Source organism: Rhodococcus koreensis (assembly GCF_017068375.1).
Classification (GTDB): domain Bacteria; phylum Actinomycetota; class Actinomycetes; order Mycobacteriales; family Mycobacteriaceae; genus Rhodococcus_F; species Rhodococcus_F koreensis.
Genome location: NZ_CP070609.1, coordinates 4,351,763 through 4,364,685 on the forward strand (window position 1 = coordinate 4,351,763; position 12,923 = coordinate 4,364,685).

11 protein-coding genes and 2 tRNA genes are annotated in these 12,923 nt (G+C 68.8%); 12 read left to right on the forward strand and 1 reads right to left on the reverse strand.

Going from position 1 to position 12,923, the window contains the following annotated elements; all coding sequences use genetic code 11:
• Positions 1 to 302: 302 nt before the first annotated feature.
• The 12 genes from JWS14_RS19850 (at position 303) to JWS14_RS19905 (ending at position 12,368) form a co-directional block, all read left to right on the forward strand.
• Positions 303 to 3,149 carry a sensor histidine kinase gene (locus tag JWS14_RS19850; protein ID WP_206014156.1) on the forward strand — a complete coding sequence of 949 codons (2,847 nt, stop codon included), beginning with the start codon at positions 303 to 305 and terminating at the stop codon, positions 3,147 to 3,149.
• Positions 3,146 to 3,562: a roadblock/LC7 domain-containing protein gene (locus JWS14_RS19855; protein WP_005249096.1), complete on the forward strand. Its 417-nt coding sequence runs from the start codon at positions 3,146 to 3,148 to the stop codon at positions 3,560 to 3,562. Before JWS14_RS19850 ends, JWS14_RS19855 begins: the two co-directional genes overlap by 4 nt.
• Before the next feature lie 7 nt (positions 3,563 to 3,569).
• Positions 3,570 to 3,944, forward strand: a complete 375-nt coding sequence (locus JWS14_RS19860) for a DUF742 domain-containing protein (RefSeq protein WP_072942764.1) — start codon at positions 3,570 to 3,572, stop codon at positions 3,942 to 3,944.
• A gap of 13 nt (positions 3,945 to 3,957) precedes the next feature.
• Positions 3,958 to 4,509: a GTP-binding protein gene (locus JWS14_RS19865; protein WP_005249094.1), complete on the forward strand. Its 552-nt coding sequence runs from the start codon at positions 3,958 to 3,960 to the stop codon at positions 4,507 to 4,509.
• An 11-nt stretch (positions 4,510 to 4,520) separates the two neighbouring features.
• Entirely contained in the window at positions 4,521 to 5,363 is an 843-nt protein-coding gene (locus tag JWS14_RS19870) for an MHYT domain-containing protein (protein WP_095865465.1), read from the forward strand.
• Between the two features lie 151 nt (positions 5,364 to 5,514).
• Positions 5,515 to 8,037 carry a DNA gyrase subunit A gene (gyrA, locus tag JWS14_RS19875; protein ID WP_072942768.1) on the forward strand — a complete coding sequence of 841 codons (2,523 nt, stop codon included), beginning with the start codon at positions 5,515 to 5,517 and terminating at the stop codon, positions 8,035 to 8,037.
• Between the two features lie 305 nt (positions 8,038 to 8,342).
• A complete protein-coding gene (locus tag JWS14_RS19880) occupies positions 8,343 to 9,410 on the forward strand; it encodes a DUF3566 domain-containing protein (RefSeq protein ID WP_206016120.1) in 1,068 nt (355 codons plus the stop codon).
• Positions 9,411 to 9,541: 131 nt separating this feature from the next.
• Positions 9,542 to 9,615 (forward strand) — tRNA-Ile (locus tag JWS14_RS19885).
• Positions 9,616 to 9,735: 120 nt separating this feature from the next.
• A tRNA-Ala gene (locus JWS14_RS19890) sits at positions 9,736 to 9,808 on the forward strand.
• A 94-nt stretch (positions 9,809 to 9,902) separates the two neighbouring features.
• Positions 9,903 to 10,736, forward strand: coding sequence for a siderophore-interacting protein (locus JWS14_RS19895; RefSeq protein ID WP_072942770.1), 834 nt, complete (start codon positions 9,903 to 9,905; stop codon positions 10,734 to 10,736).
• 19 nt (positions 10,737 to 10,755) lie between these two features.
• Positions 10,756 to 11,346: a chorismate mutase gene (locus JWS14_RS19900; RefSeq protein WP_072942771.1), complete on the forward strand. Its 591-nt coding sequence runs from the start codon at positions 10,756 to 10,758 to the stop codon at positions 11,344 to 11,346.
• A 50-nt stretch (positions 11,347 to 11,396) separates the two neighbouring features.
• On the forward strand, positions 11,397 to 12,368 hold the full coding sequence (locus JWS14_RS19905) for a helix-turn-helix domain-containing protein (protein ID WP_072942772.1): 972 nt from the start codon (positions 11,397 to 11,399) through the stop codon (positions 12,366 to 12,368).
• Here the strand turns inward: JWS14_RS19905 and JWS14_RS19910 are convergent.
• Positions 12,358 to 12,822, reverse strand: coding sequence for a hypothetical protein (locus JWS14_RS19910; protein WP_072942773.1), 465 nt, complete (start codon positions 12,820 to 12,822; stop codon positions 12,358 to 12,360). The two genes, JWS14_RS19905 and JWS14_RS19910, sit on opposite strands and share 11 nt — an antisense overlap.
• Positions 12,823 to 12,923: the final 101 nt, after the last annotated feature.

Here is a 12,923-nt window from a genome sequence, read left to right on the forward strand (position 1 = left end):
GGCGATTCTGTGTAGCCTGGTCGGCTGATCGACCCCGCGGCGGCAACGTCTGGGATCAGTGGTGCGGATGTTACTTGGAAGTAAGGATCGGGGAATTTCTGTGGTAAGAACGTTCCCCATGGGGATGTGATGAACTCGTTACATTCGGAAATCGGTGCGTCGGGCAGCGCTGCGCACAGCGCAACTGATCGATCACTTTCCTCTGTCGACGCGTGTCGTCCGATCCGGTACGGCTGCCCTCTCGCGGGCGGGGTCACGAGCACAGAGCGACAAGCTATGAGTGGTTGGAAAGGAAGCGTGGGATGAGCGACGATTCGCCGCCCCGGGCAAAGTTCTGGGATATCGAGGGCTGGGGCCTGCGGTGGAAGGTCACTGCGGTACTCGCAGTTCCCGTCACCGTCGCCATGGTGCTCGGCGGGCTCCGCGTGCAGGGCGAGCTGAGCAACGCCGTCCACTTCACCGAGGCCGCCGACCAGATCGTCGTCGTCCCGGACATCGTGGCCCTCGAGGCCTCGATGGGTACCGTGACCAGTGGTTACGCCTCGGGCACCCTCACCAAGGAAGACCGTGCGGTCGCGGAATCCCTGATGAACGACGTGTCCGAACAGGCCCGGAACCCCGAACTGGATCCCGCCGTCGCGAGTTCCATCAACCAGACCGTCTCGGACGGCCGGGCCCTCCTCAATCTGATGGACTCCCCGGGTGTCGCCACCGATCTGCTCGCGGAACGCCAGCGCGCGTTCGCCGCGGACTTCATCCGGGAAGTCGACGACATCGTCCGCCCCATCGAGGACAGCGAGGTCGTCGACAAGGGCTACCAGCTGACCAACGCCTGGCAGGCGCAGCGTCGCCTGTTCGAACAGGCCATGGGTCTCGTGATCGTGAAGGACGTGTACGCCAGTCCCGAAGGACGGGAGAAGGCCCGCACGGGCAACATTCCCACCTCGGCCGTCGTCGCGGCCGCCGGCGCCGAATCGAGCCTCCTCGACGTCCTCGACCGGTACTACCCGAAGGGCGACGAGCGCCTCCAGACGCTGCGGAACAACATCAACGACCGCAACGCCCTCATCGACCGGGGTCTGGCCGACGCGGCACGCGGCGGGGTGCTGCCCATCCTGCAGCTGCGTTCCTCGCTCATCGCCAGCCGCGACATCTACCAGGACCTGACCAGCGAAGTGGCGAAGGACATCGCGTCCACCGTGCAGATCCGCGCCGCCGAGACCCGGTCCGCCGCGCTGCGTGACACGGCGATCGTCCTCGGAACGCTGCTCGCCGCGCTCGTTCTCGCGCTCCTCGTGTCGCGGTCGCTGATCGGCCCGATCCGCCGACTGCGGTACGGCGCGCTGAAGGCCGCCCGCCGCGACCTGCCGGACGCGATCGAGCAGATCAAGGCCAGCGACGATCCGAGGGGGCTGTCGTTCGAACCGGTGGCCGTGCACTCCTCCGAGGAGATCGGGCAGCTCGCCCGCGCCGTGGACGACATCCACGGGCAGGCACTCAAGCTCGCCGGTGAGCAGGCGCAACTGCGTCTGCAGATCAACGACATGTTCGAAACGCTCGCCCGCCGAAGCAAGTCGCTCGTCGACCAGCAGCTCGGCCTGATCGAGAATCTCGAGTTCGAGGAGAAGGACCCGAAGCGCCTCGAGAGCCTGTTCCGGCTGGACCACCTGGCCGCGCGTATGCGCCGGAACGGCGAGAACCTGCTGATTCTGGCCGGCACCCGCGTGCGTCGGTCCCAGGCGGCGCCGATCCCGCTCGGTGACGTGCTGCGCGCCGCGATCTCCGAGGTCGAGGACTACCAGCGGGTCCAGATGGGTGCGACCCCCGAAGGTGCGCTCAGCGGCACCGTCGTCACCGACGTCGTGCACCTGCTCGCCGAACTCGTCGACAACGCGCTGCGCGCCTCGCCGCCGGACACGGCGGTGACGTTCAGCTTCGCTCGCGCCGTCGACGGTGGAGTGCTGCTCGAGATCGCGGACCGCGGCATCGGTATCCCCGCCGACGACATGCGCGCCGTCAACGAACGCCTGGCGTCGGGTGGCGAGGTCGGTCCCGAGACCGCCCGCCACATGGGCCTGTTCGTCGTGAGCCGGCTCGCGAAGCGTCACGGTCTGACCGTGCGCCTGCGGTCGACGTTCGACACCGCCCGCAACCCGGGTGTGACCGTGAGCATCCACATCCCGAACGCGCTGATCGTGTCGCAGGCGGCGCGGCAGGACACGGGATCGCAGCGGAAGATTCCCGCGGCACCGGTTCGGACCGCCATCCCGGCGCCCGCGGCCCCGGCGCCGCGCAAGGACACCCCGCAGTTGCCGGCGACCCGCAACGGATTGCCGACCCGCACCCCGTCGACGCCTCCGCCGGCGCCGAGCCCGGCTCCCGCGGGTGCGGTGACGACGGCGTCGGGCACCAGCCTGCCCCGACGGCAGCCCGGTGCCAGCGGCATCGCGGCCGGCGCGGGATCGTCGGCCGCTGCCCCGGCCGCGCAGTCCCAGGACACCGTCAACGTCCGCGGATCCGGAGCGATGCCGAAGCTGCCCGTGCGGCGGCCGCAGGCGGCGACCCCGGCATCGCGGCCGGAGACGGCGCCGGCGGAATCGCAGCCGCAGCACGCACCGCACGCACCCCGCAGCGAGAACCGCATCGAGGCGCGGACCGCGGAACAACCGGCGCCCCTGTTGTCGAACGGCGACGACCAGGCACCGGTCCGGCACCGCTACCGCACCAACTCGGCGAAGACCGCGTCGTTCTTCCAGTCGCGGATCGATCCGCCCCCGGCCGCGGCGACCCCGCGGCCCGGCGGCGGCACCCCGATTTTCTCCGACATGGTGTCCGACTGGCTGACCGATCCGACCGGCGCCGAGGGCGCACCCGGCGTCTGGCACTCCGCCGGCGACGCCGGATGGTCCGCCGCGGAACGGATCAGCGAGACCCCCGTCGAGGTCGACCCGGAGATCGGACTGCCGAAGCGGCGCCCCGGTGACCGGCTGGTTCCCGGCACGGTCGAAGGCGCGCACAATACGGGGACCCTGCGCCGGGTGCGCGACCCCGAGACGATTCGCGCCAATCTCAGTCGTCACCAGCAGGGCGTCCGAAACGGCAGGGCCACGAGGCTCGCGGAACGTAACAGCATTGAAGGAGACCGATGAACACCGCTCATGGATCCGACGTCACGCGACCTCTCGACTGGTTGGTGTCGAACTTCGCCAGTGACGTCCCCGGTGTCTCGCACGCCGTGCTGGTGTCCGCGGACGGTCTCCTGATGGCGGCCAGCGCCCACCTCCCGATCGACCGGGCCGAGCAGCTGGCCGCGGTCACGTCGGGGCTCGCAAGCCTGTCGGCCGGCGTGTCCCGGCTCTTCGAGGGCGGCGGCGTGCTGCAGTCGGTGGTCGAGATGCAGCACGGGTACCTGCTGCTCATGAGCGTCGGCGACGGCTCGCACCTCGCGACGCTCACGGACGCCGAGTGCGACATCGGGCAGGTCGGCTACGAGATGGCGATCCTGGTCGACCGCGTCGGCGCATCGGTGCAGGCCACGGCCCGCACCCCGCAGGGCCTCTGACCAGCCCATGCCCATGAACGACCACCACTCGGAGCAGCGGGGCCCGAACATCGTGCGCCCGTACTCGCTGACGTCGGGCCGGACCCGGCCCGCGGTCGAGCTCGCGCTCGAAGCGTTGATTCAGGCACTGCCGCAGTCGGTGGACCGGCAGTGGGAACTCGACGACGTCAACGCGGCCATCGTCGCGTTGTGCCAGCAGTCGCCTTCGGTCGCCGAGATCGCCGCCCGGGTGGGTGTGCCCCTCGGAGTGGCACGCGTCCTCGTCGCCGACCTGGTCGAGGCCGGTCATCTTCAGATCCTGGCCACCCTGAAGGAAGACTCGACCGACTCCGAACGTCGTGAACTCATCGAAAGGGTCCTCAGTGGACTTCGCGAAATCTGATCCCCGCAATCGGGTGACCTCGACCAAGATCGTGATCGCCGGCGGGTTCGGCGTCGGCAAGACCACGCTGGTGGGGGCGGTCTCCGAGATCGTCCCGCTGCGCACCGAGGCGCTCGTGACCAACGCCAGCGACGGCGTCGACAACCTGGCTGCGACACCGCAGAAGGGCACGACCACCGTCGCCATGGACTTCGGTCGCATCAGCCTGGCCGACGACCTGGTGCTGTACCTGTTCGGCACGCCCGGTCAGCACCGGTTCTGGTTCATGTGGGACGACCTGATCCGCGGTGCGATCGGCGCGATCGTCCTGATCGACACCCGCCGGCTGGACGAGAGTTTCGCGGCGGTCGACTTCTTCGAGGCCCGGCAGCTGCCGTTCCTCGTCGCGATCAACGAGTTCGACGACGCCCCCCGTTATCCGATCGAGGACATTCGGGCGGCCCTCGCGATCTCCGAGGACGTGCCGATCATCCCGATCGACGCGCGTGACCGGGAATCGGCGAAACGCGCCCTGGTCGCGATCACCGAATACGCACTGACCAAGCTCCACACGGCCGCGTACTGAGGATTCGAAACATGTCGGACGAGTTGCAGCACTTCTCCATGGGCACGTGGATCATCGGCCTCGCCGCGGTCACGTCGTTCATCGGCGTCTTCGTCGGTATCGCCAGCGCCCGCAAGGCGGTGACCGCGCCGAACCCGAGGCAGCGGTACCTGTGGCTGGCCTGGGGCGCACTGTCCATCGGCGGTATCGGCGCGTGGCTGCCGCACTACATCGCGATGGTCGGGTTCGAGGTCTACGGCAGCGTGGTGCGCTACGACGTCCTGTGGATCGTGATCTCGTTCGTCGTGCCCGTCGCGGCCGCCGCGGTCGCGTTGCTGATCATCAGCCCGCCGCCGACGAAGCACCGGCTGCCGAGTGCAACGGTGGAGATCGGCCGCCTCGCAGGTGGTGCGGTGCTCCTCGGCATCGGGTTCACCGGAATGGACCTCGCGATCGTCGCATCCCTCGAGATCCAGGGTTCGGTGAACTCCGACGTCCTGCTGACCTCGGCGTCGGCGGTGATCGGCCTCGGCGTCGGCGCCGGAATCATGTGGTCCATCTCGGCCCTCGAGTCGCGCACGCTGCGGCTGGTGGCGTCGGTGGTCGTGGCCGCCGGACTGGTGGCCATGCACTACACCGGCGTGTTCGGGCTGAGCGCTGCCGTCGACCAGGCCGTGGCGCGTCCGGACGGCCTCGAGGTGTTCTCGATCCTGTTCCCCGTCTTCGTGCTGGGCATGCTGGTGGTCACCATCCCGATCACCGCCCTGCTGATGGCGCCCGACCGCGTCGCCGCCGAGCTCGAACTCGAGGCCGACATGCTCGCCGCCGAATCCCTCGCCGCCGAAACGCAGGGCAGGGAGCTCGAACTCCAGTAGATCGGGCGACTCCTGCGGCACCGATTCCCGGGCGCACCCGAGTCCTTCACCCTCATAGCTGACCTGCACCTATAGACTCGGGTGGTTGCGCGACGTCGTGCTGGACCGCGAGTCCGCGAGGAGACGTCAAGCCGAGTAGAAGAAGGAGCTCATGACCGACACAACGTTGCCGCCGGAGGGACCGGGGCACGACCGCATCGAGCCCGTCGACATTCAGCAGGAGATGCAGAGCAGCTACATCGATTACGCGATGAGCGTGATCGTGGGCCGTGCGCTGCCCGACGTGCGGGACGGCCTCAAGCCGGTGCACCGCCGCGTTCTGTACGCGATGTACGACAACGGGTACCGGCCCGATCGCGGTTATGTGAAGTCTGCGCGACCGGTCGCCGAGACGATGGGTAACTACCACCCGCACGGCGACGCCTCGATCTACGACACGCTCGTCCGCATGGCCCAGCCGTGGTCGCTGCGGTACCCGCTCGTCGACGGCCAGGGCAACTTCGGTTCCCGCGGCAACGACGGCGCGGCCGCGATGCGGTACACCGAGTGCCGGCTGACTCCGCTGGCGATGGAAATGCTCCGGGAGATCGACCACGAGACGGTCGACTTCACCCCGAACTACGACGGTCGTACACAGGAACCGTCAGTTCTCCCCAGCCGTATCCCCAACCTGTTGATCAATGGTTCCGGCGGCATCGCCGTCGGTATGGCCACCAACATCCCGCCGCACAACCTGCGCGAGGTCGCCGAGGCCATCTACTGGGCCCTGGAGAACTGGGAAGCGGACGAGGAGTCCACCCTCACGGCGGTCATGGAACGCGTCAAGGGTCCCGACTTCCCGACGCACGGCCTGATCGTCGGCGGCCAGGGCATCCACGACGCCTACACCACCGGTCGCGGTTCGGTCCGCATGCGCGGTGTGGTGGAGATCGAGGAGGACGCCAAGGGGCGCACCACGATCGTCATCACCGAACTGCCCTACCAGGTGAACCCCGACAACCTGATCACGTCGATCGCCGAGCAGGTGCGCGACGCGAAGATCGCCGGCATCTCCGACATCCACGACGAGTCCTCGGACCGCGCGGGTATGCGCATCGTCGTCACCGTCAAGCGTGACGCGGTCGCGAAGGTCGTGCTCAACAACCTGTACAAGCACACCCAGCTGCAGACCAGCTTCGGCTGCAACATGCTGTCCATCGTCGACGGCGTGCCGCGCACCCTGCGCCTCGACCAGATGATCCGCCTGTACGTCGCCCACCAGGTCGAGGTCATCCGCAGGCGCACCGAGTACCTGCTCCGCAAGGCCGAGGAACGCGCTCACATCCTGCGCGGACTGGTGAAGGCCCTCGACGCCCTCGACGAGGTCATCGCGCTCATCCGGGCGTCGCAGACCGTGGACATCGCGCGGGCAGGCCTGATCGAGCTGCTCACCGTCGACGAGATCCAGGCCGATGCGATCCTCGCGATGCAGCTGCGCCGCCTCGCCGCCCTCGAGCGTCAGAAGATCATCGACGAACTCGCCGAGATCGAGCGGGAGATCGCCGACCTCAAGGACATCCTCGAGAAGCCCGAGCGTCAGCGCGGGATCGTCCGGGACGAGCTGAAGGAGATCGTCGACAAGCACGGCGACGACCGCCGGACCCGCATCATCGCGGCCGACGGTGACGTGGCCGACGAGGATCTGATCGCCCGCGAGGACGTCGTCGTCACGATCACCGAGACCGGGTACGCCAAGCGCACCAAGACCGACCTGTACCGCTCGCAGAAGCGCGGCGGCAAGGGTGTGCAGGGCGCCGGGCTGAAGCAGGACGACATCGTCTCGCACTTCTTCGTCAGCTCCACCCACGACTGGCTGCTGTTCTTCACCACGAAGGGCCGCGTGTACCGGGCCAAGGCGTACGAGCTGCCGGAGGCGAGCCGCACGGCCCGCGGACAGCACGTCGCCAACCTGCTCGCGTTCCAGCCCGACGAGCGCATCCAGAGCGTCATCCAGATCAAGACGTACGAGGACGCGCCCTACCTGGTTCTCGCCACCCGCAACGGTCTGGTGAAGAAGTCCAAGCTCACCGACTTCGACTCGAACCGCAGCGGCGGCATCGTCGCGATCAACCTGCGCGGCGAGGACGAACTGGTCGGCGCGGTCCTCTGCTCCTCCGACGACGACCTGCTGCTCGTCTCCGCGCAGGGACAGTCGATCCGCTTCTCCGCCACCGACGAGGCGCTGCGCCCGATGGGACGCGCCACGTCCGGCGTCCAGGGCATGCGATTCAACGGCGACGACGAACTGCTGTCGCTCAACGTGGTGCGCGAGGGGACCTACCTGCTGGTGGCGACGTCGGGCGGCTACTCGAAGCGCACCGGCATGGAGGACTACCCGGTCCAGGGACGCGGCGGAAAGGGTGTACTCACGATTCAATACGACAAGAAACGTGGCACCCTGGTCGGAGCGCTCATCGTGAACGACGACGACGAGCTCTACGCGATCACGTCGGGCGGTGGGGTCATCCGCACCGCCGCCAAGCAGGTCCGCAAGGCGGGTCGGCAGACGAAGGGTGTTCGTTTGATGAACCTCGGGGAAGGCGACACCCTGCTCGCGATCGCGCGCAATGCCGACGAACCCGACGAGACCGACGACAACGCCGAGAGCAGCGGCAAAGGAGCTAAGGAGTCCTAGTGAGCACTCCCAACCAGCCAGGCAGTGACCGGCAGAACCCGGGTTCCGCCAATCAGGCGCGACCCGACCAGCAGGCCTCCCGGACTCCCGAGAACGGGTCGGCGCGACCGAACCCGCAGCAGGGTTCCGCGCCGCAGGGGCCGCAGGCGTCAGCCGGTCGTGGCCCCGCTCAGGCGGGGCCGGCTGCCCGGCCGGGCGGTGCTCCCGATGCGAGACCGGATCGGCAGGCCCCGGCCGATCCGACCCGGTCTCCGTCGACGCCCCAGCATCAGGGTCCGCGTACACAGACCCCGCAGGGCCGGTCCGTGCCACCGCAGCAGGGTCAGGCTCCGAACCAGCAGGCCCCCGGTAACCGGGCTCCCGCGGGTGGTGTGCCCACCGAGTCCATCCGGGGAAATCAGGCACCGCCGTGGCAGCGGGGAATGCAGCGTGAGCCGCAGACCAACCTGAAGCGGCCCCTGCAGGGCGGGGCGGGAGCCAAGCAGGCCTCGCGCCCGGAGGGGCAGCCGAACCCGGCCAACGGTGCGGGAACGGCGGCCGCGGGTGCCGCGGCAGCGAAGGCCCCGGGCGGTTCGCAGACCACCTCGCCGCAGAAGTCGCAGCCCGAGGGTGCACCCCAGGGGCAGCGACCGCAGGGCGGACAGAACCCGGGTGCTCCCACCCAGGCCGTGCCCACCCAGGCGGTGCCCACGCAGAAGTCGCCGGCAGCGAACTCGTCCGCACCCGCCAAGGGTCAGCCCGCGCAGAAGCAGGAGACCAATCGCGCAGCGTCCTCGACGGCTGCCACCGCGGCGGTCGGTGCGGTGTCCGGCGCAGCCGCGGCGGGGGCCGTGACGCAGCGGGAGGCCGCGAAGGCGAAGGCGTCCGCGATCGACGGACCCACCCGGCACATCAACCGGGACGTCCTCCCCAAGGACATGCCGGACCTGTCCGAGGCCAAGCACCCCCTGCCGGGGGCGGCGGCCACAGGTCAGCAGCCGAAGATCGCCGTGGCCCCGCAGCGGGTCGAGGAGGGTGAGGCCCTCCGCGCGTCGGTGCAGGTCCGCAAGATCGACCCGTGGTCGACGCTGAAGATCTCGTCCGTGATCTCGGTGTCGCTGTTCTTCGTGTGGATGGTGGCCGTCGGTCTGCTGTACGTCGTCCTGGACGGGATGGGCGTGTGGGACCGGTTGAACAACGCGTTCACCGATATCGTCGCGGAGTCGAGCTCTGACGGGCTCGTGACGGCCGGGCAGGTCTTCGGATACGCCGCCGTCATCGGTCTCGCCAACATGGTGCTCTTCACCGCGCTGGCGACGATCGGCGCGTTCATCTACAACCTGTGTTCGGACCTCGTCGGGGGCGTCGAAGTGACGCTCGCGGACCGGGACTGAACGCGAAAACCGATAGGGACTGAGCTGGGAAAAGAGCGTCTCGCCGGACCGGTTTTGGTAGTTGCCGGTCCGGTGGGGTAATCTTCCGACTCGGTTCAGGGAACTGTGCGAGATGAGTTTCCGGACTTCAGGGGCCTATAGCTCAGGCGGTTAGAGCGCTTCGCTGATAACGAAGAGGTCGGAGGTTCAAGTCCTCCTAGGCCCACTCCTGGTGCCGGTGAAAGGTCAGTCGCATGAAGGTCCTCCTGTTCGTGGGAGCCGGAGTGCTGGTGGCAATCGGACTGACCAAGTTGCTCCGCGGCAACGAGGTGTGGCACGAGGTAACGGGGCCTTAGCTCAGTTGGTAGAGCGCTGCCTTTGCAAGGCAGATGTCAGGAGTTCGAATCTCCTAGGCTCCACAAGTTGAAAGAAGTAACGGTGTGCCCCGGATTCGGAAGAGTCCGGGGCACACTGCTGTGTGGACCCCATTACGAGTGAGGTTACCCTTACTTCATGACCGCCCTCGATCCCGCAGCCCGTGACCGTCTCGATCCGCGCAGCCGCGTGGCGTCGCACCACCGGACGGGGGAGGGAACCGCGCGCATCGGTTACCCGATCGGAGTCCGCACGGTCACGGTCCGAGCGCGCGAGTACCTCACGCCCCGCATGGTGCGCCTGACGATCGGTGGTCCCGGACTGGACGGGTTCCACACCTATCAGGCCGACGATCACGTGAAGATCGTGTTCCCCGATGCGGACGGCACCCGCCGCATCCCGGTCGCGAACGACGCGATGATGCTCGACTGGCCGCGACCGCTCCCGACCAGCCGGAAGTACACCGTCCGGCGCTACGACGCCGACGCCCGCGAACTCGACCTGGACTTCGTGCTGCACGAGGGCGGGCTCGCGTCGTCCTGGGCGACGACGGTCGAGATCGGCGACGACGTGACAATCGCCGGCCCGCCCGGCGCGAAGGCGTTCGCCCACAACTTCGACCACTACGTCTTCGCCGTCGATTCCACCGCGCTTCCCGCGGTCGCGCGGTGGCTCGACGAATCCCCGGCCGAAGTGTCGGCGCACGTCGTGATCGAGACCGACGACGCCGTCGAGCACGGCTACCCGCTGGCCGCGCGCGACGACGTGGACGTGACGTGGCTCGTTCGCGACGGCAGCGAGTCCACACTGGCGTCGACGGTGCAGTCGCTCGCGCTGCCCGACGGCCGCACGTTCCTGTTCGCGGCCGGCGAGGCGAACGACATCAAGCCGTTGCGCGCGTGGAGCAAGGACCGGATGGAGTCGCTGTTCACGGGCTACTGGAAACGCGGAGTCGCCGGTCTGGACGACTGACCGGCCCTACACTCGCACCATGACGACGGCCCGGCCCGCACTCGCCCGCCGAGCGGTCCTGGCCGCGGCGATGCTCGGAATGCTGACGGCGGCCGGTGCCGCGCCCGCGAATGCGCAGACCCGCCCGCTGCAACCGATCGCCCTGGCGGTGTCGCTGCGCCTCGCCACGGCGGACACGGTCGCGGCCGCCAAGTGGGGCACGCCGTCGCCGATCGACGATCCCGCGCGCGAGGCGCAGGTGCTGGGCGCGGTCGCCACCCAGGCCGCCGACGAGGGCCTCAGCGCGCCGCGGGTGCAGCAGATCTTCCGGGATCAGATCGAGGCCAACAAGGTTGTGCAGCGCGCGCTGTTCTCCTGGTGGAGTGTCGCGCCGGGCGCGGCGCCGACCGTCCGGCCCGACCTGACGCAGGTCCGTCCCATCATCGACCGCCAGAACACGGACATCCTCCTGCAGTTGCGTGAGCAGGAGGATCTGCTCGCGGGTCCGGGCTGCGTGCCCGCTCTCGTCGACGCCGCGGTCGCGGTGGCGGCCGAACAGCGCCTCGACGCACTGCATCAGGCGACGCTGGCCCGCGCGCTCGTGTCGATCTGCGGCGCAGTCCGCGAATGACTGACCGTTTCGACATGGTCCGGCAAGATATCGCCAACTAGACTGGGGGCATGATCTCCAAGGTCGCGACACTCCTCCTCGACCGGGTGTCGATGTTCGAGTTCGGTGTGGTCTGCGAGGTGTTCGGAATCGACCGCACCGAACACGGGGTGCCGGCATTCGATTTCCGGATCTGCGGGATCTGCCCCGGCGAACCACTCGCATCGATCACCCCGGGGCTGACGCTCTCCGCCGAGTACGGGCTGGACTCGCTGCGCGACGCGGATCTCGTCGTGGTCCCGCCGCCGGGGGCGCAGTCCGGCTTTCCGGACGAGGCGCTCGACGCCGTGCGCGCGGCCGCGGAGGCCGGTGCCACGGTCCTCAGCCTGTGCTCCGGTGCGTTCCTGCTCGGCGAGGCGGGACTGCTGGACGGGCGCAAGTGCACCACTCACTGGGGGTACGTCGAGGAACTGGCCGCCCGGTTCCCGACCGCGGTGGTCGACCCCGACGTCCTGTTCGTCGACGAGGGCAACCTCGTCACCAGCGCAGGCACCGCGGCGGGCATCGACGCCTGCCTGCACGTGGTGCGCCGGGAGCTCGGTTCCACGGTGGCCAACACGATCGCCCGCCGGATGGTCGTGCCGCCACAACGCGACGGCGGGCAGCGGCAGTTCATCGAGCAGCCGGTGGTCGCGTGCACGTCGGACAGCCTGAGCGAAACGATGGCGTGGATGAGCGAAAACCTCGAGTTGCCGCACACGATCGACGAGCTCGCGGCCCGCTCGTCCATGTCGACGCGGACGTTCGCGCGCAAGTTCGCGGCCGAGACGGGCACCACCCCGGTGAAGTGGCTGACGACGCAGCGCGTGCTCTACGCGCGGCAGCTACTCGAGGGCACCGACCTCGGTCTCGAGGCGATCTCGAGACGCACCGGATTCGGTTCCGGTGCGCTGCTGCGCCACCACTTCAACCGGGTGGTCGGCCTCGCGCCCGGCGATTACCGTCGCCGGTTCGGCTGCCACACAGCCGAATTCACGCAATGAACGTTCCGATGGCCGGGTTCGCCTGGCAGATCGGGCTGCTGCCGAAGTTGATCGACCCGAACGCCGTGGCCACCACGTTCCCGACGCCGGTGTTCACCGTCGCGGACAGGAACGGGTAGACGCCGCCGAGGTTCACGATCCCCGAACGTCCGCTGTCGGTGTTGACCCAGGCGACGGTGACCTGCGCGGCCGCCGGGATCGGTGGCGCGGCGGGGTGCGACTCGAACCGGATGTCGCCGTCGGCGATCGGCGGGACCGCCTCCGGTCCGGACTGCCCGGTGAGCGCCGTCAACGACATCAGACTGCCCTGGTTCGGACATCCGATGGTGAGGGCCGGTCCGCCGAAGGGGTGGGGTGGGTCGGCGCCGGCGGGCCCGGCCGTGAGCAGGGCCGCGGTGGCGGCGAGCGGAAACGCGACGACGGCGATGCGGTGGGCGATACGTGTGGCGGCCATGTCTGCTCCTCGGAACGGATCCTCGCGCTGGTGCGCATCTACCAGCGGGATACCCCTGGTACAAGCCGTGAAACGAAGACATGACCGCACGCCAGACGACA

Coding starts and splice junctions, on each gene's coding strand:
- JWS14_RS19850 (WP_206014156.1), top strand. CDS start 303: ATGAGCGACGATTCGCCGCCCCGGGCAAAGTTCTGGGATATCGAGGGC.
- JWS14_RS19855 (WP_005249096.1), top strand. CDS start 3,146: ATGAACACCGCTCATGGATCCGACGTCACGCGACCTCTCGACTGGTTG.
- JWS14_RS19860 (WP_072942764.1), top strand. CDS start 3,570: ATGCCCATGAACGACCACCACTCGGAGCAGCGGGGCCCGAACATCGTG.
- JWS14_RS19870 (WP_095865465.1), top strand. CDS start 4,521: ATGTCGGACGAGTTGCAGCACTTCTCCATGGGCACGTGGATCATCGGC.
- gyrA (WP_072942768.1), top strand. CDS start 5,515: ATGACCGACACAACGTTGCCGCCGGAGGGACCGGGGCACGACCGCATC.
- JWS14_RS19895 (WP_072942770.1), top strand. CDS start 9,903: ATGACCGCCCTCGATCCCGCAGCCCGTGACCGTCTCGATCCGCGCAGC.
- JWS14_RS19900 (WP_072942771.1), top strand. CDS start 10,756: ATGACGACGGCCCGGCCCGCACTCGCCCGCCGAGCGGTCCTGGCCGCG.
- JWS14_RS19905 (WP_072942772.1), top strand. CDS start 11,397: ATGATCTCCAAGGTCGCGACACTCCTCCTCGACCGGGTGTCGATGTTC.
- JWS14_RS19910 (WP_072942773.1), bottom strand. CDS start 12,822: ATGGCCGCCACACGTATCGCCCACCGCATCGCCGTCGTCGCGTTTCCG.